The sequence below is a fragment of the Streptomyces stelliscabiei genome, from assembly GCF_014873495.1.
GTDB classification, from domain to species: Bacteria; Actinomycetota; Actinomycetes; order Streptomycetales; family Streptomycetaceae; genus Streptomyces; species Streptomyces bottropensis.
Window position 1 is genome coordinate 8,195,397 of the sequence record NZ_JADBGF010000001.1, and the last position, 26,002, is coordinate 8,221,398.

The following is a 26,002-nucleotide window of genomic DNA, read 5'->3' on the forward strand; positions in this document are numbered from 1 at the left end:
GGCCTGGGAGGGGCCCGCGGTGGGCTACGGGGGAGGGGAAAGGCGAGTCCATGGTTCAGGCGGTATCTCAGGCGACGCAGTCGGCGGATTCCTCCGATCCGTACGTGTTCTTCATGAGCTACGCGCGGACACCACTGGCGGGGATGCGGGCCAGGAAAGACGCGTCCGACGTGGCGCTGGAGCAGTTCCATGTCCAGTTATGCAGCGACATCATGCAGTTGACCGACCACGACGGTCAGGAACTGCCCGGCTTTCTGGACAAGAGGATGCATCCCGGCGACGACTGGGAGGGCCGGCTCAAGCACGCCCTGGCCACCTGCCGGGTCTTCGTGCCGATCTACAACAGCCGGTACTTCAGAAGAGAATGGTGCGGCAAGGAATGGGACGCCTTCGCACGGCGTCAGCGGCTGCGTACCGGGCCCTACACGGGCAACGCGATCATCCCCGTCCTGTGGGTGGGCGAGCAGCATCTGACGCTGCCGTCCGTCGCGGCCAAGGTGCAGTACGCGCATTCCGATCTGGGTAAGGATTACCTGCAGTCCGGCCTCTACGGACTGAAGCAGGCGGGCCGCCACGCCAAGTACCGCAGCTCCGTATGGGCGCTCGCCCAGATGATCGTCAAAGTGGCTCAGCAGACCAGCCTGGAACCGTGCGACGTGGAGCTGTTCAGTGACCTCCGGAACGTCTTCGAGGGGGAATAGCGGGATGCCGATGTTCTTCATGAGCTATGCGCGGGTTCCTGCTCCCCGGCACCGGGACATCTCCCAGGACCCCAACCGCCTGGTCTTCCAGTTCTTCGACGAACTGTGCGAAAAGGTGGCCCGCCACGCGAGAGTGCCGCGGGAGGAGGCCGGTTTCGTCGAGCGGCCCGGGGCGCCGGGGGAGAAGTCGATCAAGGCGCTCCTCGGCTGCCAGGTCTTCGTCCCGCTGTACTCCAAGCGCTACTTCAGCAATCCGCAGTGCGGGCGCCAGTGGACCGCCGTCACCCAGCAGACCGCCCAGGGGGTGCGGCCGGGCATCGTCCCCGTGCTGTGGACGCCGTACTCGCCCACGTCCCTGCCCGAGAGGGTCAAGCAGCAGTATCCCGAGGTGCCGGAGGGCTTCGGCGAGGCCGCCGAGAACTACGCCTCCATGGGCCTGCACCGGCTGCTCGACCAGGTGCTCGACCTGACCGAACGGCCGGACCCCGACGACGAGCACACGGCGGCGCAGCTCTCCGCCCAGGTCACCCAGCTGACGGACTGGCTCGCCCGGCGCATCGTCGACGAGGCCGCCGCGGTCCCCCGGCAGACCCCGCCGCTCTCCGGCGGGGGACGGACGGCCGAACCGACGACACTGGCCGGGCTGGACGACGCCTTCGCCGCTCCACCCTTCGCCTCCCCGCTGCACATCACCGTGCTCGCCCCGACCGAGGAGCAGTTACCGGTCGGCCGGGACAACACGCGCTACGGACCCCGCGTCGACGACTGGCGGCCCTACGGGCAGGCGGTGGGACCGCTGGTCGAGCAGATGGAGGCCCTTGCCCGCAACCTCGGCTTCGAGCCCACCGTGCACCCCTTCCACAAGCACCAGGCGGAGCTGAGGAGCGCGGAGATCCCGACGGCACCCTGGATCCTGGTGGTGGACCCCTGGGCCCTGGAGAATCCCCAAATGGCCGCACAGGCACGGGAGTTCGACACGGCCCGCCGACCGTGGACGGGTGTGCTGAGTACCCTGGCGGGGGACGACGTGCAGACCAAGGAGCAGGCCGACCGGCTGCGCGGTCTGCTGCTCACGCACTTCCCCCGCTTCCTCAGCGAGGGGCGGACGGGGGAGCAGGAGGCGGTACGCGGTCTGGCCGGGGCGGATGTCTTCACCCGCTGGTTCAGCGAGCTGGCCGAGGCGACCAAGATCCGGTATCTACGGTACATTCATTCGCAATTGTCCCGGAGCGCCGTTGACGCCCGGGATGTTCCGGAATCCGGTGCGGACCTGCCCCGACGGCCCGACGCCGGCAGGGACGACGGGGCACCGAGCGACGGAGGTCGCGTGGAGGGCAGGCCATGACCGGCGACGACGCGGGCAGGATCATCACGTTCTACTCGTACAAGGGCGGTACGGGACGGACGATGGCGCTCGCCAACACGGCCTGGATCCTGGCCTCGGCGGGCAAGGCCGTCCTGGTCGTCGACTGGGACCTCGACGCTCCGGGCCTGGACCGCTTCCTGCATCCCTTCCTCAGCGAGAACCAGCTGCGCTCCACGCCCGGGGTGCTCGAACTGGTCAGCCGTTCCACCCAGTCCATGCTCCAGTCCTCCGCGGTCGCGGAGCAGAAGCGCCCGGGTGAACTGGATTCCGAATCACCGATCTCGGTCGACATGTGGGCGGCCGACGGCATCCCCCTCAACAGTTGTCTCATCCAGGTCGACTGGGACTTCCCCGAAGGCGGCCAGCTCTACTACCTCCCGGCCGGGACGAAGAACAAGGGCTATCTGTCGGCGTTCTCGCAGTTCGACTGGAAGCCCTTCATGGACGGGCCGCTGGCCACCAGGTTCCTTGAGGCGCTCAAGCGGGAGTTCGTCGGCAACTTCGACTACGTCCTCATCGACAGCCGCACCGGGCTCAACGACATCTCCGACATCTGCACCGTCAACCTGCCACACACGCTGGTCACCTGCTTCACCCCGAGCAGCCAGAGCATCGAGGGCGCGGCCGGCGTCGCCGAGCGCATCGACGGGATGTACGGCAACCGGGACATCCGCATCCTGCCCGTCCCCATGCGCGTCGAGAACGCCGAGGCCGACCGGCTGGACGCCGCCCGCGGACAGATCCAGTACCGCTTCGACCGCGTCGTGCGCAAACACATCCCGCACCAGGACCCGGAGGACTACTGGGGGAGCGTGGAGATCCCCTACCGGCCCATCTACTCCTACGAGGAGACGCTGGCCCCCTTCCGTGAACAGCCCGGGGACCCCAAGAGCCTGCTCGCCGCCTACGAGCGACTCACCGAGGTCATCACCGACGGCCAGGTCACCTCCATGCCGCGCATCGACGAGCCGCTGCGCCGCAAGACCCTGGAGCGGTACACCCGCCACCGCCCGCCGCGCATCTCCGACGTCTACGTCAGTTTCGTTCCCCAGGACCGTAGTTGGGCCCACTGGGCGGGCGCGGTCCTGGAACAGGCCGGCTTCAAGGTGCACCTCGCGCAGGAGGGCACGGTCGAGAGCGCGCAGCGCAGGGACGAGATCGAGCGCGGCGTCGAGTCGGCCTCGCACACCCTGGTCATCTTCTCCGAGGCCTATCTGCGATCGTCCCGCTTCCGCACCACCTGGGAGGCGGTCTACGCGGAGGGCGACCGGCGTGCCCACCAGCTCGTCTCCATGCAGGTCGACCGCAAGCTGTCGCTGGACGCGCCCTTCACGGAGCAGCTGGCCGACATGACCCGCTGTGACACCGGGGAGGCCGGCCGCGAGGCGTTGCTGAGCAGCTTCGGCCGGTCGGCGGAGTCACTGACCCGCAACCACTTCACCGGCGCCGAGCAGAAGCTGCCCCGCTTCCCCGGAGCCGAGCCGCCGATCTTCTCGGTCCCGCTGCGGACCTCGTCCTTCACCGGCCGCACCGAACTGCTGGAAGGCATCCGGGCGAAGCTGTGGCGGGAGGACACCCGGGCCCTCGTCCTCAAGGGCATGGGCGGCGTGGGCAAGACCTTGCTGGCCCAGGAGTTCGCCTACCGCTACCGCAGCGACTACGACGTCATCTGGCACATCCAGGCCGAGCAGCGCATCCTGGCCGTCGAGCGGTACGCGGGCATGGCCGAGTCGCTGGGCCTGCCGGAGCGGACGAACCCCACGGACACCGCCAAGACGGTATACGAGGCCCTCAACCACGGTGAGCCGTACGGCAGTTGGCTGCTCATCCTGGACAACGTGACCGAGGCCGACCACCTCCCCGAGTTCATGCTGGACGGCCGCGGCGGCCACATCCTGATCACCAGCCAGCGCTCCGAGGGCTGGGGCCGCTTCGTGGACACCGTCGACGTCCCCGTCTTCGAGCGGGACGAGAGCATCGCCCACCTGCACAGCCGACTGCCCGACTGCGGCTGGCCGGAGGCCGACCAGATCGCCGAGGCCCTGGGCGATCTGCCGATCGCCATCGAGCGGGCCGCGGCCTACATCGAGCAGACCAGGGTCGACGTCCGCGGCTACATCAAGCAGCTCCAGCCCCAGGCGACCGGCGCCCCAGCCGACAACACGGTCGGCGAGGTCGTCAAGTCCAGCACCAACACCTGGGAGTTCGCGCTCGGACAGCTCAAGGAGAACTTCCCGCCGGCGGTGAAGCTCCTGCAGATCTGTTCCTACTACAGCCCCGAGCCGATCTCCATGGACCTGCTGGAGGGCGTCGAGGTCTCCCGCGCTCTCGGCGGGGCCCGCACGGTCTCCCGCGCCTACAAGGAGCTGAGCCGTTTCTCCCTGGTCACCGTCGACCGCAAGGCCCGCAGCCTGACGGTGCACCGGATGATGCAGATCGCCATGCGCGAGGAGATGACCGAGGCGGAGCGCGAGGACGCCCGGGAGGTGGTCTACCGCTCGCTGATCGCCGCCAGACCCAACGGCGACGACCCGGAGAACCCCAACACCTGGGAGAAGTACCGCATCATCTGGCCGCACCTCGGCACCCCCTGGGCCGAGACGTCCTACGACGAGGGCATCAGGGAACTCTTCGTCGACCGCGTGCGCCAGCTGCGCCGCCGGGGCGAGCTGACCCAGGCCATGGACTACAGCGTGCGGCGGGTGAAGGCCTGGACCGCACTGGGCCCGCCGGACGAGCGCTGGACCCTCCACATGCGTTTCCAGATCGCCAACATCCTGCGCGCCCAGGGCAGATACGAGGAGTCGCTCTCGCTGGACCAGGAGATCCTGGAGCGGCAGCTCGCCGTGCTCGACGACGAGGACGACCAGCACATCCTCATGACCACCAGCAGCATCGCGGCCGACCTGCGCGGTCTGGGCCGGCTGACGGAGGCGCTGCGGTACGACGAGGAGACGTACCAGCGATACGAGCTGATCTACGGGGAGGACCACGCGCGCACCCTCAGCGCGGCCAACAACCTCGCCGTCGCGCTGCGGCTGTCCGGCGACTACTACAAGGCGCGCGAACTGGACCGCAGGACACTGGAACTGCGCGAGGCGATCCAGCTCCACGACCATCCGCTGACCATCGAGTCCGCGGTCAACCTGGGCCGCGACCTGCGTGACTGCGGGGACTACGAGGAGTCCGTCACCCTGCTGAAGCGCGCCTACGAACGCTGTCTGCGCAACCCGCGCCTCACCCAGGGCTCGCCGACCGTGCTCAACACGGCCAAGGGCCTGGCCGGTTCACTGCGCCGCGCGGGCCAGCCGGTGGAGGCCGAGGAACTCGTGCGCCATGTGCTGAGAAGCACGCCCGAGGGGGAGAAGGGATCGTCCTCGGAACGGTCGCTGCTGGAGATGAGCCTGGCGGGCGACATGGCCGCCCAGGGCCGCGTCGACGAGGCGCTGACCCTCATCCGCAGGGTGCTGGACGACCTGCGGGACAACCTGGGGGACGGCCACTCCCAGACCGTGGCCTGCTCGGTCAACTACGCCGTCCTGCTGCTCGACGACGTCGCCTCCATCCGCCCCGAAGCCGCCGACAAGGCATGGGAGTTGCTGCGCCTGGCGCGGGCGACGTTCCGCGAACTGAACGGCGACCACCACCCCTATGTGCTCATCTGCCGCGCGAACCTCGCCGTCGCGGAGGCCGCGCTCGGCAAGTGGGAGGAGGCCAGGAGGACCAGCCACGACGCCTACGAGCTGCTCAAGGAGGTCCTCGGCCCCACGCACCCGTCGACGCTGACCTGTGCCGGGAACCTGGCCGTCGTCCTGAGCCATCTGGGCCGGGCCGAGGAGGCCCGCACCAAGCACCATGACACCCTGGCCGCGCTGAGCAAGCGCATCGGCCGGGACCACCCCCGCGTGGTGGCCCTCCAGGAGTGGAAACTCAGCTGCCTCGACCTGGAGCCGCACCCCATCTGACGGCGACGGGCCCGGATGTGCGGCCGGTGCCGGTGTCGGCGGCCGGCCGCGCACACCGTGCGGGGTGGAGTTGTCAGCGCCCGGCCGCGTCCCGGGTCCAGGCGAGCACCTGGGGCAGGGCCGGCAGCGCCGCGAAGTGGGCGGCGGACGGCTGCAGTACGGCCTTGGCCGAGGGGATCCGCTTGGTCAGCCAGTGGAAATGGGCGACCGGGGCGAACACGTCGCGCTCGCCGTGCCACAGCATCACGGGCACCGAACCGTCGATCTCCTGGAGTTTGAACCCCCAGTGCGTCCGGAACGCGACCAGGTCGTCCACCCAGCCCATCGGCGCGCGCGGATCGACCGACTCCTCCTCGCCCTGCTCCGCCCGGCCCACGGCCGACAGGTAGTTCCGGAGAAGGTGCTCGCGGATCCCGGCGTCCTCGACGATCACCCGGTCGACGCTCGGCATCTCCTCCCGGAGGGAGGCGAGGAACACGGTCGGATCGCGTCGGATGGTCTCGGCGTTACGGGCCAGCAGCGCACCCAGCTCGGTCACGTCGGGGGCGTGGCGGTCGAGCAGATCGTAGGTCGACACATTCGACTCGGACATCTCGCTGTGCCAGTCGAATCCGTCGCCGTCGGCGTCGGGCGGGGCGAGCGAGACCAGCGCGGCGACACTCGCCACCTGGCTGCCGATGTTCCGGGCCGCACAGGCCAGGGCGTGCGGGGCGCCCCCCGATCTGCCCACCACGGAGTACTTCTTGAGATCCAGGTCCTCGGCGATGACACTGACGTCATGGGCCGCGTCGACCACCGTGCGTCCGCCGTGGCGGTCGGAGCCGCCGTACCCCGGCCGGTCGTAGGCGATGAGCCGCACGCCGAGCTTGTGGAGGTCGAAGGTGCGCAGGCGGGGCCCGAGTCGGCTTCCGGGAGTTCCGTGCAGCAGAAACACCGGGTGTGCGTCCGGATCACCCCAGGTCTCGTAGGCGATCGTCCGTCCGCCGGACGGCGTCTTCACTGTCTTGACCACCCGATGCCCTCCCGTGCCAGCGGCTGTGGAGTGAAGCGCGGGACCTCCCAGCATTACGCATGGGAAGCCCCGCTCCTAGTAGCTGCTCAGCCGTTCTGGCTTCATGTGGCAAGAATTGGGTAAACGTGGGCCGCTCGGCTGTTCACGCCCCAAGGTAGTGCACACGGGCACGGGTCGCCGGATCAGGAGGGAATTCGTGGTGACCGAGTGAGTCATGGGGTATGCCCCCTCCTCGCGCTTGTGACGTCCGTTCCGTTCCTTCGTGATGCCCGGCACCTGGGTGAACACACATCCACCCGTACGGAGCATGGCGGACGCTGACGTTCCGGAAAGTGGCCCGCGTCACGCCCCCGGCGCCGGTTCGGGACGGTGCACACCGCGCGGCCGATAACCGAGGAGGTCGGAGCGGCCCTGCAGATCGGCCAGCAGCCAGACGATCGCCAGCCACATCTCCGTCCCCTGCAACCCCGGTTCCGGGCCGGGCCCCGCCGGGCCGGGGCCGAATCCGAACCCCCTGCCATCCTGCCAGCGGGTCAGGACGGCCGAGAGCCGCTGTTCGGCCCAGCCGCGGATCTCGGCCGACCGGTAGCCGTCGGCGCTCGCGCCCTGGCCGCCGATCTGCCCGGTGCACAGCCACAACGGATGGGCGACGTCGAGGACGTTGCAGGCGTTCTCGCGGCCCGCGCCGAAGTGGCGGGTGTCGCGGGCGTGGTCCAGGACCGCGTCCACGACCCTTTCCGGATGCGGCACGGGTACCCCGAACTGTGCGAAGGAACCCCGGGTGAGCCGGTAGTAGCCGTTCACCACCTGCAGGCGCCCGGTGGCGGCCGAGGGGTTGCCCCACATGCCGGTCCAGGGGTCGGCGCGGGTGAGGAGCCAGCCGAAGAGTGCGTCCAGGGTGCCCGGGGTGAGTCCGGTGGCGTCCGGGTGCCGGAGGTTCCAATGGGCGGCGGTGGCCCAGGAGTCGACCCAGGCACCGGCGCCCCATGCCTGGTCCGTCCAGGGCAACTGCTCTAGTCGCGCGATGAGTTGAGGGGCCGTCATGTCGCGGACGCCGCCTATCGGCCGGGGGAACGACGAACCCAGGAGATCCAGCGCGTAGCCCACGGACAGGACGTGGTAGAGCGCCGGACCCTCGCCGACGAACCCGTCGGCGTCCGGGCGCGGCGGCCGGTCACCGAACTCGGGCACCAGACCGGTCTCCCGGTCCTGGAGCCCCGCCAGACGCTCGATGTGCCGCTCCCGGTCCAACTGCTCAGGCACGGAGGCCAGGAGGAGGTCGGCGATCTCCACCGCGTCGCAGTGCGCCCGCACGGTGGGGGCGACTCCGGGGCGGTCGGTGTAGTGGTCGCCGTTCCAGCAACGGGCGATGATGTCGGCGGCCTGGGCGCGGGCGGTGTCGGCGAACCGGGCCAGCGCCTCATCGGCCACCCGGCCCCCGGTCATCCCCTGCTCGGAGCGTCCCCGGCCGCCCGTCTCCCGCCGGTCCCGGATCCGCCGCGCCGGATTTCCCGCCGCCACCGACCACGCGGGCAGGTCCTTCGTCACCACCGCCCCGGCGCCGATGACGCAGTGGTCGCCGACGGTGACCCCGTCGACCACGACCACATGGGAGCCGATCCAGACGTCGTCGCCGACGGTGATGCCCCGGCTGGTCAGGGGCTGCCGGAAGACCGGCCGGTCGGGGGCGGTCGAGTGGTTGAAGCCGAGGAGCGAGGTGTGGGCGCCGATACGGACGCCGCTGCCCAGGCGGACGGTGCCGCGGACCACGGTGAACGGGTTCAGCGTGCAGTCCGTGCCGGTGGTGAGGTCACCGGTGACGTAGGCGTGGGCGGCGATGTACGAGTCGGCGCCGAGGCGGAGCCGGTCGGGGTACACCGCCGCCGACCCGGCCACGTGACAGCGCTCGCCGACCTCGCTGTCACCGCCGAGCAACCGCTGTCGTCCCCGCTGCGCGGCTCGCTGCTCCGCCGTCGCCTCCTTCTCGAACAGCCAGGGGCAGTGGTCGAAGCGGTCGGAGTGCGCCGCGGGCGGCTGCTGTCGGTGGTCGTCCATGGGGCGCACGCTAGGCAGACGGGCGCCCGATGAGGAAGAGGGTCTCGCGGAGGAGGGACGCAGGACCGGCCCGTCGCCCGCGCCACGCGCCCCGGATCAGGAGACGCCCGTCGTCAAGCCGTCCCTAGCCGTGTCGAAGACGGGGCGGTAGGTGTCCCAGTCGAGGTCCGGGGCCGACAGGTAGATGTCGTACTCCCGTTCGCCCTCGCGGCCGAATCCCAGATCGATGGCGCGGAAGGCGCGGGCGCGGCCCTGGAAGGTGAACTCCCAGATGGCGGCGGGCAGTTCACGGAAGGTCGTCTTCTGCAGGCGCAGTCTGCGGTACGAACCGGGGTAGTTGAGCTTGGTGTTCGCCTCGATGTCCTCGAAGTGGGCCATGGGGTGCGAGCCGGCGGGGTCCACGACGCCGATCGTGAGTTCGGCCAGTTTCGTCTGGTCGGTGTAGGTGACCGTCTCGGCCGTCCGCTTGCTGACCTTCCAGCCGTCCGGGACGGGGAGGGAGATGCCGAGCCCCTTCTCCGTGACCAGGCGGAAGCCGTCCGGGACGGGCGGGGTGGAGGACGGGGTGGCGGTCGCCGTCCTTCCGCCGCTCGGTGACACCGTGTTCCCGTCGGGGTCCGCCGTCACGTACAGCGCGGCCCCGACGACCATCGCGGCCACGGTCACCGCGACGGCGACCGGGACGAGGATCCGGCGCTTCTTCCGGCCCTGACGGGACGGTCGGTCGGCGTCGGGGCCTGTCGCCCTTCCCGCGCCGGGATCGGTGTACGACTCCCCGGCGGACCACCCGGCGAGCAGCGTGTCCTCGTCGGCCGGAACCCTGCTGTCGCCGCTGTCCCGAGCCCCGTCGGCAAGGCCGCCCCCGACCCCCGGTATCGGCAGGGCGGTCGTCGGCTGGCCGGCCACCGCGGCTCGCAGTGCCCGTTCCGTCTGGTCGATGGTGGGGCGGTCGGCGGGGTCCTTGGCGAGCAGGGCCTCGATGAGGGGTTCGAGGGCGCCGCCCTGCTTCAGGGGCTCCAGGGGGTCCACCGCGATGGCGTACGCGGCCTCCATCGCGGTGAGGCGGCGGAACGGCGGGCGGCCCTCGACGGCTTGGTAGAGAGTCGCGCCCAGGGCCCACAGATCCGAGGCCGGGCCGGGCTTCTGGCCGCGGATGCGCTCCGGGGCCATGTAGTGGATCGAGCCGACCATCTCGCCGGTTCTGGTGAGGGTGGAGGCGTCGGCGGTCATCGCGATGCCGAAGTCGGTGAGGACGACCCGCCCTTCGGCGGCGAGCAGGACGTTGCCGGGCTTGACGTCCCGGTGCAGTACGCCGGCGGCGTGCGCGGCGCGCAGCGCGGCGACCATGCCCAGACCGATCCGGGCCGCCTCCTCGGGCGGGAGGGTCCGGCCGTCCGTGAGGAGGTCGGCGAGCGTGGGCGCCGGGACGTACTCCATGACGATGCAGGGCCGGCCGTCACCCGTCCCGGCCCCGGCCCCGAAACCGCCCCGCACACCGTCCTCGTGGCCGTCCGGATGGCCGTCCACATGGTCGTCCACGACGTCATGGACGACGATCACGTTCGGGTGGGCGATCCGGGCCGCGCTCCGGGCCTCACGGCGCGTGCGCTCGTACAGGGTGACGAGGTCGTCGGGGGACAGATGCGGCTGCACGTGCAGCCGCTTCACCGCGACCTGACGGCCGAGGACCTCGTCCCCGGCGCGCCACACGGTGCCCATGCCGCCGCGGCCTATCTGCTCCGTGAGCCGGTAGCGCCCGGCGACGAGCCGCCCTACGTCCGACACCACGTGCCCTCCGCCAGCCCTGCATACGTTCGATTCGCCTCGTCACCTTAACCGGCTGTGGGCGAGGGCCGGGAAGGAGGACCACCCGCAGACGTGGTCGACCCCCTGGACGGCGCCGCGCGGGCTGACGGCGGCCGCGGGCCAGCGGTGGGGCGTGGGCGGTGGTTCGGCGTACCGTCGTGACTGTGGACCTCACGGCTGACGGTCTCGTGTCCCGCGTCGCGCGTGAGCTCGTCCCCCGGGCGGACGAGCTGACCGCCGAGGTGGAGTGGTGCCTGCGCCGGGAGATGCCCGAACTGTGGGCGCACCCCGACGCCATGGCCTCCAAGAACGTCGCCGAACACGTCATGGCGGTGCTGTCCGCCCTCCAGTACGGCGTCGACCCGGACGGCATCGAGGTGCCGGACGCCGAGCTGGAGCGCGTCCGTCGCGTCGCCCGGCACGGCATCCCCGTCAGCGCGTTGCTGCGGGCCTTCCGGCTCGGACAGGGCATCATCCTCGACCGGCTGCTGGAGGAGATGGCCCGGCGTACCGACGACGCGGCCCTGATCAGCGAGGCCACGCGCAGCCTGATCGCCACGGCGACCGGGTACGTGGACCGCACCTCCGAGCAGGGCGTCGTGGCGTACGAGGAGGAACGGGACCGGCGGCTGCGGTGGCGCCTGTCGATGGTGAACGAGGCGAGCGTGCGCATCGGCACCACCCTGGACATCGCCCGCACCGCCCAGGAACTGGCCGACTTCGCCACCGAGCACTTCGCCGACCTCGTCACCGTCGACCTGCTCCGCTCCGCGCTCACCGCCCACGACGCCCCGGCGGACGAACCGCCCGCGTCACCCGCGCTCCACCGCCTCGCCCAGCGGTCGGCCACCCACCCGGACCCGGCGCCCTCCCGGCGGCACCCCCACACCTTCCCGCCCGGCTCGCCACCGGCCCGCGCTCTCGCCACGGGCCAGCCGACCAGGCACCGCCTCGCCGACGGCGGCCGGGGACCGCACGACCCGCACGGCCCCGCGGAACCCCCGGCCGACGGCGGCGCGGGGGAGGACGCGGGGGAGGCCGTGAGGGACGACGGCGACGACACGGTGGGGGACAGGGGACGGGGACCGGCGAGCGCGGACGGCAAGCCCCCCGGCTCTGCCCGCACGGTCCACTCCACGCTGGTGGTGCCGTTGCGCGCCCGGGGCGCCACGCTCGGTGTCGCGCAGTTCTGCCGGGACCGCAACCCCGACGCGTTCGACGACGAGGACCTGCTGCTGGCCCAGGAGATCGCCGCCCGCGCGGCGGTCGCCGTGGACAACGCCCGCCGCTACACGCATGCCCGCGCCACCGCCCTCACCCTGCAACGCAGCCTGCTCCCGCGCCGAACTCCGCGCCAGTCCGCCGTCGACGTGGCCTTCCGCTACCTGCCGGCCGATGCCCACGGCGGGGTGGGCGGCGACTGGTACGACGTCATCCCGCTCTCCGGGGCCAGGGTCGCCCTCGTCGTGGGTGACGTCGTGGGCCACGGCATCCACGCCGCCGCCACGATGGGCCGCCTCAGGACGGCCGTACGCACCCTCGCGGACATCGACCTGCCGCCCGACGAACTCCTCACACACCTGGACGACGTGGTGATCCGCCTGGCCGCCGAGGTGGAGGACGACGACGCGGACGATGGGGCGGGCGCGGGGAGCCGGACCGGGGCCGAGGCCGGGGCGGGAGCCGATGCCGGCGGCGGAGGCGGGGACATCGGTGCCACCTGCCTCTACGCGGTGTACGACCCCGTCTCACGCCGCTGCACCCTCGCCCGCGCCGGGCATGTGCTGCCCGCCCTGGCGAGGGCGGACGGCACCGTCGACATCCTGGACCTGCCCCCGGGTCCGCCCCTCGGCCTCGGCGGGCTGCCGTTCGAGACGGCGGAGATCGAACTGCCCGAGGGCAGCCTGCTCGCGCTCTACACCGACGGTCTGGTCGAGGCGCGGGACCACGACATCGGCGCGGGCCTGGACCGGCTCCGTGACGCCCTCGCCCGGCCCGCCGCCTCGCTGGAGGCCACCTGCGACGCCTTGCTCGAAGCCCTGCTGCCCGCCAGGCCGCCCGACGACGTCGCCCTGCTCCTGGCCCGGACCCGCCGCCTCGGTGCGGGCCAGGTCGCCACCTGGGACCTGGAGGCCGAACCCGCCGCCGTGGCCAGGGCCAGGGCCCACGTCACCCGGCAGCTCGGCGACTGGGGCCTCGCGGAGCTGGAGTTCACCGCCGAGCTGGTGGTCAGCGAACTCGTCACCAACGCCATCCGCTACGGCCGGCCCCCGATCCGGCTGCGCCTGATCCGCGACCGCACCCTGCTGTGCGAGGTCTCCGACTCCGGCGGCACCACCCCGCACCTGCGCCGCGCCCGCGTCTTCGACGAGGGCGGCCGCGGGCTCCTCCTGGTCGCCCAGCTCGCCGAGCACTGGGGCACCCGCCGCGTCCGCCGGGGCAAGACGGTCTGGGCCGAGCTGAGCGACTCCGCCACCGTCCCGCTCGCGGCCCTGGCGGCCTTCTAGGGGCCGTCCGGGGGGTGCGCGAAGGCCCCACGCGAGGCAGGGCCGGCCCGGCGGGCCGGGGCTAGCTCGGCGCGACCGTGTCGAGGAGGGCGTCGGCCATCCGCCGGGCGGGCTCCTCGGTCCGGTCCGCGACCCGGCGGAAGGTGTCCTCGGCGGGGCGGGCCGGCCAGTCGGGGGGAAGGTGGCGGGCGGGGAGGCGGGGGTCGGCGCGGACGGTCCGGAGCCAGTCGCTGACCAGCCGCAGACGTGTCGCGATCGGGTCCTCGGCCGAACCGGCGCCCAGGTGGGCCGTCCAGCGCTTGTCGAAGGCGACGTAGCGGGCGGCGATGCCCTCCAGGTCCCAGGTGTCGCGGATCATCAGCTCGATGTCGGTGGCGACGTCCGCCCGGGCGTGGAAGATCTTGACGTGGCCGGTGAGTCCCAGCTCCGCGACGACACCGGTGATGTCGACGTCCCCCGGGGCGATCCACAGCCCGTTGTAGAGGGCGCCGAACCCGGACCAGGTCAGTCGCGAGCGCAGGTCGTGCCGCTGGCGCTTCCAGGAGTCGGGGAGGGAGAAGCCGAGGAGGGTCCAGGTGCCGTCCCAGTCGTCGTTGACCGCGCCCTGCCGCCAGATGCGGGTGCGGCCGTCCAGCAGGACGCGTGTCGCCTGCGGTGTGAGGCCGAAGTACATCCTGCGGCCCTCGCGCCGGCGCCGCAGCAGACCGCGGTTGACCATGCGGGTCAGCGTGGAGCGTACGGCCTGTTCACCGACGCCGACCCGGCCCAGCACGTCGATGATGCTGCCCGAGTACACGCACCGGTCGCGATCGCCCTCCTCCAGCACGTGGTTGCCGAAGAACGCGAGCATCAGCGACTGCGGGCGCGGCTGCGGGCCGCCCGCGGTGTCGCTGTCCGGTGTCTCGCGGTCCGGGGTGTCCAGGATGTCGTAGTCCTCCACGGGGGCCAGCGTACGGCCGCCCGTCGGCGCTCCCGCGGGCGGCCGTACCAGGTCACCGTGCCGTGGACGGACCGGGGGCGTCCTGCCGACGCGGGGGCGCCCTGCGTCACGATGGGGACCGTCGAACGCGTCCCCGGGGCGGGGCCGCACCGCCCCTCGGCCAGGAAAGCTGGAAGCCATGACCACCATCGCCGTCATCGGAGCCGGGCCGGGCCTCGGCGCGGCCGTCGCCCGTCGCTTCGGCCGTGAGGGGTTCGCCGTGGCGCTCGTCGCCCGCGACCCGGAGCGGACGAGGGCGCTCGCCGCCGACCTGGCCGACCAGGGCGTCACGGCCCAGGGCTTCGCCGCGGACGTACGCGACCCGGACGCCCTGACCGCCGCGCTGGAGGCGGCGCACACGGCGCTGGGGCCGGTCGAGGTCCTGCAGTACAGCCCGCTGCCGCACCGGGACTTCATGCTGCCGGTGCTGCGGACGGGCCCCGCCGACCTGGTCGGCCCGATCGAGTTCTCCGTCTACGGCGCGGTCGCCGCCGTCCGGCAGGTGCTGCCCGGCATGCGCGACCTCGGCCGGGGCACGGTCCTCCTCGTCAACGGCGGCACCGCCGTGGTCCCGCACCCCGACCGGGCCGGCACGTCCGTCGCGTTCGCCGCCGAGAGCGCGTACGGCCGGATGCTGCACGACACCCTCGCGGGAGAGGGCATCCATGTCGCCCAGCTGGTCGTGCCCGGCGCGATCGTCCCCGGGCACCCCAGGAAGGACCCGGCCGTCCTCGCGGACACCCTGTGGGGCATCCACCGCGACCGGCACGGCTTCCGTCACTTCGCCGACGACCTCGACGCCTCCTGACCCGACGCCTCGCAGCAGTCCCTCCGCGGTCCGGCGGCGACCGGCCCGCCCGCCCGTGACGCGGCCGACGCGCGGTCGCGCGGGGCGGGTGTCAGGCTGGGATCACCGGATCCGCGAACGCGAAGGGGTATCCCGTGATCACCACCGACCTCACCCCCGGCTCCCCCTGCTGGCTCGACCTCGGCGCCCCCGACGTACCGGCCGCGGCGGCCTTCTACCACTCGGTGCTCGGCTGGGAGTACGAGCCGATGGGCGGCGGCGGGGACGCGGACGAGGGCATGGAGGGTGAGGGTGGAGTCTTCCGCAAGGACGGCAAGATCGTCGGCGGGCTGGGCGAACTCACCGAGAAGGGCGCGCGCCCGGCCTGGATGATCTACTACACCGTCACGGACGCGGACGCCACGACCCGGGCCGTGGAGAGCGCCGGTGGCACGGTGCGCGTGGCGCCGCGGGACCTCGGAGACTGGGGGCGGATGGCGCAGTTCAGCGACCCGCAGGGCGGCCAGTTCGCGGCGTGGCAGCCGGGCGCCAACGCGGGGTTCGAGCTGGCGGACGAGCCGGGCTCACTGTCCTGGACCGAGCTGTACACGACCGACGCCGCGGCCGCCAAGGAGTTCTACGGCGGCGTCTTCGGCTGGCGGTTCGGCGACATGCCCCTGCCGGAGGGCGCGGGCACGTACAGCCTCGTCACGCCCGCCGGACTCCCGGAGGAGCGGATGCAGGGCGGCGTGATGCAACTCCGCCCGCAGGACCTCGCACTGACGGACGGACGGCCCTACTGGCACCCCGTCTTCGCCGTCACCGACTGCGACGCCGCGGTCGCCGCCGTCACCGGGCACGGCGGCAGTGTGCAGATGGGACCCGTGGACATGGAGGGCGTCGGCCGGCTGGCCGTCTGTCTCGACCCGTCCCGCGCGGACTTCGTGCTCCTCGCCCCCGCCGAGAGCTGACCGGCGCGTCCGCCGGACCATATCTCCCGGCTCCCGGCCATTGCGCGAAACAGGATCAGCGGCCATCATCCCATCAACAGGAATCCTGTTAATTCAACGTTGTAGGGATGGGCGGGGCCGATCATGCCGTTCAGTGCCAGTTTCAAGGCCAGAGGGGTCCAGCTGCTGCTCAGCGGCGTCATGACCCGTGTCCACAAGGACCTGCGCTTCACCGATGTCCCGACGCGGACGGAAACCCTTCGCGTCGAGACCGGCGCCGGACCGGTCCAGTGCACGGTCTACCGCCCGCCGGCCGACACCGCCGCCCCGGCCCCCGTGTACGTCAACTTCCACGGCGGCGGCTTCATCGTGGCCCGCCCCGAGCAGGACGACCACATCTGCCGCTCCATAGCCGCCACGGCCGGCTGTGTGGTGATCAACGTGGACTACGCCGTCGCACCGCAGCGAGTCTTCCCCACCGCCGTCACGCAGGCCTACGACGTCACCGAGTGGATCGTCGAGAACGGCTCGGCGCACGGCTGGGACGGTACACGGGTCGCCGTGGGCGGACACAGCGCGGGAGCCAACCTGGCCGCCGGGATCTGCCGTACGGCCCGCGACCGGGGCACCTTCACCCCCCGCCTCCAGATCATCGACTCCGCCCCGCTCGACATGCGCGCCGACCCGGCCACCAAGCGGTCCCGCATCGCCAAGCCGCTGCTCACTCCCCAGCTCATGCGGATCTTCACCGCCGCCTACGTCCCCGACCCGGCCGACCTCACCGACCCTCTGGTCTCGCCCGGCCTCGCCGACGACCTCACCGGACTGCCGCCCGCCCTCGTCATCACCGCCGAGAACGACCGTCTGCGCGACGAGGGCGACGCCTACGCCAAGGCCCTCCAGGCCGCGGGCGTCCCGGTCACCCACCGCCTCTTCGAGGGCGTCGACCACTACTTCACCCACACCGGCCCGGTGCCGGAGGGCAAGGAGGCGATAGCCCTGATGGCCGAGGCCCTGCGCACGGCGCTCGACGCCACGGTCCCCGACGCCGCCTGATCCGGCCCCCGCCGACGGCCCGGCGTCCACCCCTCGCCGGCTCGCCGCGCAGGCCTCCCACGGCCGAACAGACCTCCCCCGCCGCATCGTTGGGCGCGGGAGGTCTCGCCGTGCCGGGAACGGCCGGGTGGCCCGGGGCGCTCGAAGCCAGGGGACCGAGGGCGTTAGCCTGAGGCGCAGCGGGAGGCCGGCGCTCCGTCGGTCTCCGTGGACGAAAGGTGCGATGTGCGGCTCCACACCCGGGAATGGGGCGCGGGTGAGCGGACGGCCCTGCTCGTGCACGGCATCATGTCGGACTCCCGTACCTGGCGACGCGTGGCTCCGGCGCTCGTGGAGCGCGGCTACCGGGTGATCGCCGTGGACCTGCGCGGCCACGGAGTCTCGCCACGCGGTGAGTACAGCCCGGAACTCTTCGCCGACGACCTCGTCGACACGCTGCCCCGCCGGGCGGACCTGGCCCTCGGTCACTCCCTGGGCGGGCTCACCCTGTCCCTCGCCGTGGAGCGGCTGCGCCCCCTGCGGGCGGTCTACTCGGACCCGGCCTGGTCCTCGGCCGACCCCGCCCGGCACATCGGCCCCGAGATCTTCGCCGCCTTCAAGCGCGCCGGCCGCGCGCAGACCGTCGCGCTCAACCCGCGCTGGGACGCCGAGGACGTCGACATCGAGATGGCCACGCTGGCCGCGTGGGACGCCGCCTCCGCGCACTTCCTCGGCGGCCGCCCGCTCACCGGCTTCGTCCCCGACCGCCCCGCCGTGCCCTCCCTGGTCCAACTCGCCGACCCCAGCTTCCTGGTGGGGCCCGAGGACGCCGACCGGCTCCGGGCGAGCGGCTTCGAGGTCCGTACGGTCACCGGCGCGGGACACACCATCCACCGCGACGACTTCGACGGCTTCATGAAGTCCCTGGACGGCTGGATCTGACGTCCGCGCCGCCCGCCGCCCCGCGACCGGAGCGCCCCCGACCGGCTTTCGAGCCGTCCTTCAGGCCGTCCTTCACGCCGTACCGCGCGCCCTCTCCCACAGCACGGGATCGTGCGCGTTGACGATGCGCAGGTCGCTCTCCTCGCGCCGGTGCAGCTCGGCCAGCCGGGCGTGGTTGTCGCGGACCTTCCTCCGGTCGTCCGCCAACAGGTTCTCCACCGTGCGCAGGGCGCGCGGCACCGGGGCGTGTCCGTCGAGCGTCGCGCGGTGGAAGAAGGCGTCACCGGCGTGCAGGATCCAGCCGCTTCCGGTGTCCACCGCGACGCAGGCATGGCCCCGGGTGTGCCCCGGCAGGGAGATCAGCACGATCCCCGGGGCGACGGCGTCGAGTTCCTCGGCGGCGGCGAAACCGCGCCACGCCTCGCCGTCCGGGGTGTGCTCGACGATCTTCGGGCCGTGGGCCCACTGGACCGGCCGGTAGCGCGAACGCTCCCGCCGCGACGGGGAGACCATGGACCCCAGGGCCTCGGCGGCGGTCGTGTGGACCTGCGCGTCGGGGAAGTCGGCCAGCCCTCCGATGTGGTCGAGGTCGAAGTGCGTGACGACGATGTGCCGCACGTCGTCCCGCCGGAACCCGAGCGCCTCGACCTGACACGCGGCCGTCTCCTCCTCCCGGAGCACCGGCCTGAGCAGATGCCGGTCCCGCCCCAGCCGGCGCCGGGGATCGGCGACATCACGCAACCCGAACCCGGAGTCCACCAGCACGAGCCCGCCCGGCGTCTCGACGAGCAGGACGTGGCAGACCAGCGCGCCGGTGAGGGGGAGCATGGTCCCGCAGTTGAGGTGGTGGACCTTCACGGCAGCACCGCTTTCGCGACGTCGACGGGAGAGCGACGTATCCCGCTCCCGGCCCCCTTCCGAGAGGACCGGGAGACAGCGTACGGCCGTCACTCCGGTCACGAGGCGGGGCCGGGGCTCCCGACGGGTGCTGGTGCTCGGGGCCCTCAGCGAGTCACTCCCCCTCTCGATCCCGCAGCCAGGATGCGCCCCGCCGGGGTCGAACGACCTCGTGAAAGGCGGTGTGCTCGCGGCCGAGCAGCGAGCTGAGCCCGACCTCCACGATCGCTTTCGGTCAACGTCACCTGATCGTCGATGTTGCCCGCAACATCGGCGTACAACTCGTGGGTCCGATGTGCACCGGTGTGGGCGTGATGGGAAGGCGACTCGTGCTGTCCGATGAAGTCTGGCGCGACCTGCGCAGTCAAGGCGTGACCAGGACGTTTCCGAAGCGCAGCGTGATGCTGCGGCAGGGATCTCCCGGGACCCACCTCCTGGCCCTTACCTCCGGGTTGGCCAAGGTGGTGTGCCGAGAGCCCAACGGTGCCAACACCTGGCTTGCGTTCCGAGGGCCGGGGGACCTCCTGGGCGAGGTCTCGGTCTTCAACGGAACCGCACGCACGGCAGACGTTGTCGCCTTGACGCCCTGTGTTGCGGTCGTCCTGGACGCCGAGCGCTTCGTGCGGTTCGTCGAGGAGCGCGGACTGGTCATCCACCTGATGCGCCAGGCACTCGCCAGGATGCGCGAGTCGGACCTCCACCGAGGTGAACTGCAGACCCTGCCCTTGGTCGTGCGGCTGGCGCGCACGCTCCTGAGGCTGGCCGTGCTCACCGGGCAGATGGCGGAGAGCAACGCCGTTCGGCTGACCGGCCTGAACCAGGAAGAGGTCGCGCAGGCAATCGGCGTGACACGCAATGCGGTCATCAGCGCGTTGGGGCAACTGCGGGCCGTCGGGCTCATCGAAACGGCGCGGCGGGTGATCGTCATCAGGGACATGGAAGCCCTGCAGCGCTGGGCGGCGGCCGATTGACGACAGTCTGTGACCCGGGCCACACTCCATGCGCCCAGCGCTGTGCACTGAGCGGAGCGGCACGGATGGAACCTCGAAGCAGACCGAATACGGCTGCTCAACGGACCATTCGTCAGGAGATTCCGCGTGCCCGTCCCCATGCCTCATCCGTATGCCGAAAGCCGACCGCTCCCGCCGTACCGTGCCCTGTTCGCCGTTGACGCAAAGGACTTCACCGGCCTGCCTGCCGCTCAACACGGCCCGGTCAGCCAGCTCATTCCCCAACTCGTGGACCAGGCCCTCGAGCGGGCCGGCTTGCACCAGTTGCGCGATGCCCAGAGGTTTCCCGCCAATACGGGGGACGGCGTCGTCTTCGGGTTCGATCCGATGCATCTGCCCTTCGTGCTCTGGCCCTTCCTGGGCGTTCTGGACGACGTGCTCGGTTCGTACAACCGGCAGGCCGTGGGACCGCGGATCAGACTCCGGGCCAGCGTCCACGTCGGCCCGCTGCCCGACGGGGGCGAGCCCGGAGACGGCAACGGTACGGCCCGCAACGACATGCACCGACTCCTGGACGCACGTCCGGTCAAGGCGATCCTCGCCGCGGCGAGCGAGGAGGTGACCCACCTCGCCGCAATCGTCTCGGAACGGGTCTACGAAGACGTCGTGCTGGGCGCCTACACAGGGCTCCACCCCGACCGGTGCGTCGAGGTTTCGGCCACCGTCGAAGGAAAGAACTTCTCGCAGCGGGCCTGGCTGTACGTCCCTTCGCCTTCCGGGAACCTTGTGCGGGCGGGCATCCAGCCGCGTGAGGAACCCGTAGGCGTGGTGCCGACGGCGCCCGCCGCGGCACCGGACAAGGGGCCAGGCGCGGAGTACAGCGGAAACGCCCAGCATGTCGGGGAGGGTGCCGCGGTCATGGGCAACGTCGGTCGTGACTTCACCTATAGCGCGCCCACGACTACGTACCGCGGAACCAACCAGCACTGGGGCAGCGGAGACAACGTCGTGGGTGACAAGCGAGCCGGCGACGGGGACCGGCGGTGAACGCCGGACGGGACTCGGCCGCTGAGCCGGACATCCAGCCGGACACCGCCCAGCCTGATCCGTCGGTCGGCCCGGGCGCAGCTCAGCGCAGTTCCCTCCGTGAGGGCCGGCAACGGGTGGACAGCGGCGTCGCGTTGATGGGAAACGTCGGCGGTGACTTCACCTACCTGAACATCAGTGCGTGGAACGACGAGGCCACCGAGCGAATCCTCAAGCCGCGTCTGCGCGAGGGGCCCTATCCGGCGGAAGAGGTGCGCGACCGGCTGTACGGATTCGTCGAACCGCCGTCGTACGCACGCTGTCGGAAGGCGCTGGACAGCCGGATCGTGCTGCTCAGAGCGAGGGCTGGAACGGGCGTCGCCACGGCGGCGTTTGCCCTTCTCGCTGACAGGCACGGCGAGGGTGGTGTCACGGGCCTGGACGCGATGGTGGATCTGTCGACATGGCGTCCTAAGGCCGACCGTGGGTACCTCCTACAAGGCTTGCCGGCGGCATCCGCCCGATCCCTCGACGACGTGCGGCTGGCGGGCCTGGCCGAGGCCTTGCGCGGCGCCGGGGCGCACCTGGTCGTCACCATGGCGCAGGATGCCTGGTTGCCGTCAGACACCAGCCGGTGGGAAGAGGTGCATGCCGGGCCCGGACCGCACGAGGTTGCTGAGAGGCGACTGAGGCTCGCGGCCGCTGAAGAGAGGCTCGACAGTGCACAACTGGAAGCCTCGCTGGGGCACCTGGCCTCCCCCGAGTTCACCGACTACCTCTCGACGCATCCGCTGCCCGGCGACGCCGTCGACGTGTCGGACGCGTTGCGGCAGTCTGTGGAGACCTCGATACCGACCGGGTCCGTGCTCAAGGACCTCCTGACCGGCACCGAAGCTGCCGCCCGGTCCGCACTCGCTCAGGCTCGGCACAGTGCCGACAGGGTCTCCTTGATGGCGGCCGTCGCCCTGCTTCCTGGACAGGACCGCACGGTGATCGAGCAGTTCGCCACAGCGATGCGCCCCCTGCTCGGTGCGCGTGCGGCCAAGAAGGGACAGCACGAGAGCCCTGAGGATCTGTTGCCGGACGTACTCGGCCCTTCGTTCGAGGACCGACTCGAAGCCATCGGTGCCCGCCCGCTGGCACCTCGTACCTCTACCGCCGACCGGTATCGCTACCCCGTGCAGCCGATCGTCTTCTCCGGCAGGCACCGCTCGGCGACACTCCTGCGGCACCTGTGGCTGGACTTCGAAGGCATGCCGGACGTGCTGTGGGAAGCGCTTGAGCAGCTGCGCTATCAGCCAGGCCTCGATCTGGCCGCTGGAGAGGCCATAGGCCGGGTACTCGCGCACGCCACCGGTCCCGGCGCGCTGACTCAGCTGCACCGCTTCGCCTCCTCGAGCGACCGTTGGCGCCGACGTCTGGTCGCAGTCGCGCTGGGAGAGATCGTCCAGCATCCGCTGGTGTCGGGGGCGGTCAAGGAGCAGATGCGCCGGTGGAGCCGATCGTCCGCCGTTCTTCGCTGCACGGTCGCCGAGACCTGTGCAGGCAGCTACGGTCTCGCCAGGCCGGCCGCGGCCCTCAGGCTCCTGGACACCATTCTCGACGGTTCCTCTCCGGAGCTGGAAGCGAAGCTGCGTGCCGCCGTCGCCTTCGCGCTCGGCGCTCTCCTCACCGAGGAGGGGAACCACGTCGCGGTCCTGGAGACGGTGGCGAGGTGGCTGGAAACCGGCCGGGGAACACCTCGGCACACGTTGGCAGTGCACGTCGTCCACTCCCTGTCGCTTTCGACGTTCCCTCAGCCGGGGGCACCAGGCGCCGTCCGGATGAGCCTGGCCCAAACTTTGGAGCGCTGTCCGGCGCAGGGCTTCGCCATCGTCGTGCTCGGCCTTGACGATCCCACCACGCACGAAGCGGTGGCCCAAGGGCTGGGGCGGATCGAAGCCGAGCCCGACATGATCCAGAGGACGGCCTTTGGCCACGTGTTGAGCGAGCTCTCCCGTACCGCTCGCCATCGGCGGGGAGTCATCCGTTTCCTACTGGGGCGCCACCGAGATCACACGAACGCATCGCGAAAGGTGGGTGTGTCATGAGTAGGCCACTGTTTGCGCCGGTCAAGTCTTCACCGGTTCGGCAGCTGTTGAGGCAGCGGTTCGGATCGCCTTCGGATCGCGCGCTGGTCTTCCTCTCGGATCCGGAGGCGGACTGCCTTGAGCCCCCTCGCGGTGGAGACTTCTGGGGGTACCCCCGACCGTCGTTCCGGACCGCCTTCCGGTGGGAGTTCGACTCGTTCGGATGGGTCTCGCTGGCGGAACGCCGGACCGTGGTGGAGGTGCCACGCCGGGACCCCGCGACATCAACCCCATCGCGAGCACGCTACGAAGTCGCCTGGAAGGTCAGCAACCCGGTAGTCGCGGCGCGGAGTGGCCTCACGGAGGACACCGTGTGCCGACTGATCGACCAGGACGTCCGTGGAAGTGGCGGACTGCCGGGTGCTTCTGATCCCCTTCGACAGCCGCCGATCCTGTACGGGACCTCTCAGGTTGAGCCCCCTGGTCAGCCACGGAGCATCGACGGGTCGGGTCTGACCTACTGGTTCCTTGACCCTCCAGCCGGCCTTCTGCCGGCTTCGAGTCATCCGGCCGAACTCCTCCTTCCGTCGGGCTTCGGTGAGGCCCACCGCGAGGCGTACCGCTTCTACCGCGAGGTGGTCGCCGGTGGGCCGGTCGGTCTGGCGGCGCTCTGGCTGCTTCACCACCCCGACCAGGCCAGGGAGGTGCTCGACTGGACGGTCGCACACGACAAGCTGCTCACCGAGCGGGATGGATGGGAGCGGACGTTGGCCGCAACGCTCCAGGGACTGACGAAGGAGGACCGGGGCTTCGTCGGGGTGAACCTGGCACGCCTCCTCGGCGAAGTCGGTGTACCCCAAGGTGAGGAGGTGTTGCGCAGGCTGGATGACTCGGGTGTACCGCGCAGCGGCGTGAACGGCTTTCGGGGAGGGACGCCGTGACAAGGGGTCTGTCGTCGCGCCTCGCCCGATTGAGGACCCGGCCCGAACGCCATGCCTCGGACACGGACCACGCGGTGGTTCTGTCGCGAGAACTCATCGCGCAGAACTATCTGGAGATCGGGCGAGCTGACGGCAAGGCGGCCGTTCTTCTGGCTACAGGGGGAACACTCTTCGGATTCATTCTCGTACGGCGTCCCCTTGATGCCGTGTGGGCCGTCCCCTTGTGGTGGACGGCAGCGGCCACCGCGACCGGGGCGTTGGTCTTTCTCCTCCTGGCTCTTGCCCCGCGCCGTGGGGCACGAGCCGAAGAAGGGTGCGGCCTCCTTGCATACTACGAAGACGTGGTGCGTGCGGAAACGCGCGCCGATTTGTCGGCTGGGCTCAGGCGGGACGGTTCGGATCCCCAGGCCCGGCTACTCCGTGCGCTGACAGAGACCAGCAGGATCGCCCGAGCCAAGAACCGCTGCGTGCGGCACGCCATAGTCCTGCTGCTGCCAGCGATCACCGCGGCGTTCACGTTGCTTGCGCTCGGTCACTGACCGGCGCATCGTCTCGCAGAAGCTCGGAGGGCCCTCGAAGGAGGGCCTGCTTGCGAGGCCGTCGAAGAGAGGGAACCCGAAGGGTCGATGTGAGGGCGGAGGCCCCTCTGTGAAATGGTCTTCCGCTCCGCAACTGATCCGCGGGCACGGAGGTATCGCCAAGAGGGAGTCTCGCCCGAGTGTGATCAGTCGATGTCGAGGTCACCGGACACTTCGAGGAGACGCGTCGCGAGATCGTCGGCCCATTCCACGGCCCAGGCGCGCAGAGCGGTGATGGCGGCCTCGTCGAGGCCGTAGGCGGTGAAGGCTTCGTCGTCGGTCCACTCGGCGCCGGTCAGGTTCGCCTGGAGGTCCTCACGCTCGAAGCGACCGCGGGCGTGACGTCGGCCGAACTCCTCCAACTCGGCATTCGTCCAGCGGCGGGACGCGGCGAACACGTCGATCAGGTCGCGGGGCGCTCCGCGGTCGGCGAGGGCGCGAACCTTGGTCCCGATCACGTCCTCCTCCGCGAGGACAGGCCCGTAAGGGCTCTGGGCGATGGGCCGCCAGAAGATCTCCTTGAGGATGTCGACTTCGCACTCCTGCCCGGTGGCCGGGTCTGTCACGGTGAAGCGAGCGGACAGCGGGGCAGTTTCCAGCGCCAGCACCTTCCAGCCACGGGCCGATAGACCGCTACGGAGCGCGGCTGCGATGTCGGCCATGGGCGCTGGATTCTCGGTGGCGACATCCAGGTCCTGGCTGGGGCGGTTCACGAGGCGGTGCGCCCGCACCGCATACCCGCCAGTGAGGACCAACGGGTACGACGAGCCGAGTGCGATCACATCCGCCAGGAGCCGCGTGTGCAGCTCCGGCATGTCCGTCACGCGGCTGCCCGGGTGCGGGAGGCGAGGTCGGGGAAGGCGTCCTCCCACACACTGCGCACGGTGCGACCGACGAGGGTGCGCAGTACGGGCCACAGCTGGAGGAGCAGATCCCGGTTGAGGTAGCGGGGCAGGTCGTCGTGCAGGCCCTCGTGCAGGACGGTGCGGTAGAGCCCCATGCGCTGGCGGGGTTTGTTCAGGTCGTACGAGGTCATGCCAGACCAGGCCAGGTGCAGCGGTAGTTCCACCATGCCCTGGGTCGGGCCGTGTAGCTCGTCCAGCGACTCCGGTAGACGGCGCAGGAACTTTTCCCGGTACAGCGCGAGGTCCTCGGCGTCTGCGCCAGAGAGGGGCCTCGGCGCGGGGCCGGTGTGCTGCGAGTGGGAGGCCATGCCTCCATTATGGCGGCCGCACAGGCCCAGGGGCTTGTGGCTCCCATTCATGGGGCCAATGTCACTGTCCGTTATCCATTGCGGATATAGCAGCGACACGGGCGAGATCCTTGGAGGGGAACGGGACGGCGGCGAAGCAGCAGGGACAGGGGCTGTACCGTCGGCTGATTCTCCCCGGATTCTCCCCAACGACTTCAGGAAAGCAAAAGTCGTGGTCAGGGTC

At 71.1% G+C, this 26,002-nt stretch carries 20 protein-coding genes; 13 read left to right on the forward strand and 7 right to left on the reverse strand.

Features of this window, described 5'->3' with window-relative positions:
• The first annotated feature begins 50 nt into the window (after positions 1-50).
• From H4687_RS36045 to fxsT, 3 genes are read left to right on the forward strand one after another with little or no spacing between them, the layout of a single operon-like run.
• Positions 51-701 carry a TIR-like protein FxsC gene (locus H4687_RS36045; protein ID WP_050399332.1) on the forward strand — a complete coding sequence of 217 codons (651 nt, stop codon included), beginning with the start codon at positions 51-53 and terminating at the stop codon, positions 699-701.
• Positions 702-705: 4 nt separating this feature from the next.
• A complete protein-coding gene (gene fsxC / locus H4687_RS36050; RefSeq protein ID WP_046918721.1) occupies positions 706-2,046 on the forward strand; it encodes an FxsC protein in 1,341 nt (446 codons plus the stop codon).
• Positions 2,043-6,032: an FxSxx-COOH system tetratricopeptide repeat protein gene (gene fxsT / locus H4687_RS36055; RefSeq protein WP_046918720.1), complete on the forward strand. Its 3,990-nt coding sequence runs from the start codon at positions 2,043-2,045 to the stop codon at positions 6,030-6,032. The genes fsxC and fxsT overlap by 4 nt, the downstream gene beginning before the upstream one ends.
• A gap of 73 nt (positions 6,033-6,105) precedes the next feature.
• Here the strand turns inward: fxsT and H4687_RS36060 are convergent, their stop codons facing one another.
• From H4687_RS36060 to H4687_RS36070, 3 genes are all read right to left on the reverse strand, one after another.
• On the reverse strand, positions 6,106-7,044 hold the full coding sequence (locus H4687_RS36060; RefSeq protein ID WP_046918719.1) for an alpha/beta fold hydrolase: 939 nt from the start codon (positions 7,042-7,044) through the stop codon (positions 6,106-6,108).
• A gap of 342 nt (positions 7,045-7,386) precedes the next feature.
• A complete protein-coding gene (locus H4687_RS36065; protein WP_046918718.1) occupies positions 7,387-9,099 on the reverse strand; it encodes an acyltransferase in 1,713 nt (570 codons plus the stop codon).
• A gap of 96 nt (positions 9,100-9,195) precedes the next feature.
• Complete coding sequence (locus H4687_RS36070; RefSeq protein ID WP_046918717.1) at positions 9,196-10,887, reverse strand: serine/threonine-protein kinase; 1,692 nt, start codon at positions 10,885-10,887, stop codon at positions 9,196-9,198.
• 182 nt (positions 10,888-11,069) lie between these two features.
• Between H4687_RS36070 and H4687_RS36075 the strand changes: the two genes are divergently transcribed.
• The gene (locus H4687_RS36075; RefSeq protein WP_050399333.1) at positions 11,070-13,412 is read left to right on the forward strand and encodes a SpoIIE family protein phosphatase; all 2,343 of its coding nucleotides are present in this window, start codon (positions 11,070-11,072) and stop codon (positions 13,410-13,412) included.
• Positions 13,413-13,473: 61 nt separating this feature from the next.
• Here the strand turns inward: H4687_RS36075 and H4687_RS36080 are convergent, their stop codons facing one another.
• On the reverse strand, positions 13,474-14,352 hold the full coding sequence (locus tag H4687_RS36080; RefSeq protein ID WP_050399334.1) for a PaaX family transcriptional regulator: 879 nt from the start codon (positions 14,350-14,352) through the stop codon (positions 13,474-13,476).
• Positions 14,353-14,530: 178 nt separating this feature from the next.
• Between H4687_RS36080 and H4687_RS36085 the strand changes: the two genes are divergently transcribed.
• The 4 genes from H4687_RS36085 (at position 14,531) to H4687_RS36100 (ending at position 18,105) form a co-directional block, all read left to right on the forward strand.
• Positions 14,531-15,199 carry an SDR family NAD(P)-dependent oxidoreductase gene (locus H4687_RS36085; protein WP_046916120.1) on the forward strand — a complete coding sequence of 223 codons (669 nt, stop codon included), beginning with the start codon at positions 14,531-14,533 and terminating at the stop codon, positions 15,197-15,199.
• A 134-nt stretch (positions 15,200-15,333) separates the two neighbouring features.
• On the forward strand, positions 15,334-16,149 hold the full coding sequence (locus tag H4687_RS36090) for a VOC family protein (protein WP_046916121.1): 816 nt from the start codon (positions 15,334-15,336) through the stop codon (positions 16,147-16,149).
• Positions 16,150-16,272: 123 nt separating this feature from the next.
• The gene (locus H4687_RS36095; protein WP_046916122.1) at positions 16,273-17,184 is read left to right on the forward strand and encodes an alpha/beta hydrolase; all 912 of its coding nucleotides are present in this window, start codon (positions 16,273-16,275) and stop codon (positions 17,182-17,184) included.
• A 225-nt stretch (positions 17,185-17,409) separates the two neighbouring features.
• Positions 17,410-18,105 carry an alpha/beta fold hydrolase gene (locus tag H4687_RS36100; RefSeq protein ID WP_046916123.1) on the forward strand — a complete coding sequence of 232 codons (696 nt, stop codon included), beginning with the start codon at positions 17,410-17,412 and terminating at the stop codon, positions 18,103-18,105.
• Between the two features lie 72 nt (positions 18,106-18,177).
• Here the strand turns inward: H4687_RS36100 and H4687_RS36105 are convergent, their stop codons facing one another.
• A complete protein-coding gene (locus H4687_RS36105; protein ID WP_046916124.1) occupies positions 18,178-18,963 on the reverse strand; it encodes an MBL fold metallo-hydrolase in 786 nt (261 codons plus the stop codon).
• 221 nt (positions 18,964-19,184) lie between these two features.
• Here H4687_RS36105 and H4687_RS36110 point away from each other — a divergent pair, with 221 nt between their 5' ends.
• From H4687_RS36110 to H4687_RS47660, 5 genes are all read left to right on the forward strand, one after another.
• Complete coding sequence (locus H4687_RS36110; protein ID WP_046916125.1) at positions 19,185-19,973, forward strand: Crp/Fnr family transcriptional regulator; 789 nt, start codon at positions 19,185-19,187, stop codon at positions 19,971-19,973.
• 138 nt (positions 19,974-20,111) lie between these two features.
• Complete coding sequence (locus tag H4687_RS36115) at positions 20,112-20,999, forward strand: hypothetical protein (RefSeq protein ID WP_046916126.1); 888 nt, start codon at positions 20,112-20,114, stop codon at positions 20,997-20,999.
• Positions 20,996-23,068 carry a hypothetical protein gene (locus H4687_RS36120; protein WP_046916127.1) on the forward strand — a complete coding sequence of 691 codons (2,073 nt, stop codon included), beginning with the start codon at positions 20,996-20,998 and terminating at the stop codon, positions 23,066-23,068. The genes H4687_RS36115 and H4687_RS36120 overlap by 4 nt, the downstream gene beginning before the upstream one ends.
• A complete protein-coding gene (locus H4687_RS36125) occupies positions 23,065-23,988 on the forward strand; it encodes a hypothetical protein (protein WP_046916128.1) in 924 nt (307 codons plus the stop codon). Before H4687_RS36120 ends, H4687_RS36125 begins: the two co-directional genes overlap by 4 nt.
• Positions 23,989-24,194: 206 nt before the next feature.
• Complete coding sequence (locus H4687_RS47660; RefSeq protein WP_233443616.1) at positions 24,195-24,527, forward strand: Pycsar system effector family protein; 333 nt, start codon at positions 24,195-24,197, stop codon at positions 24,525-24,527.
• Between the two features lie 185 nt (positions 24,528-24,712).
• Here H4687_RS47660 and H4687_RS36130 read toward each other — a convergent pair whose 3' ends face one another.
• Both H4687_RS36130 and H4687_RS36135 read right to left on the reverse strand, forming a co-directional pair.
• Positions 24,713-25,381: a nucleotidyl transferase AbiEii/AbiGii toxin family protein gene (locus tag H4687_RS36130; protein WP_046916129.1), complete on the reverse strand. Its 669-nt coding sequence runs from the start codon at positions 25,379-25,381 to the stop codon at positions 24,713-24,715.
• 5 nt (positions 25,382-25,386) lie between these two features.
• A complete protein-coding gene (locus H4687_RS36135) occupies positions 25,387-25,779 on the reverse strand; it encodes a hypothetical protein (RefSeq protein WP_046916130.1) in 393 nt (130 codons plus the stop codon).
• Positions 25,780-26,002: the final 223 nt, after the last annotated feature.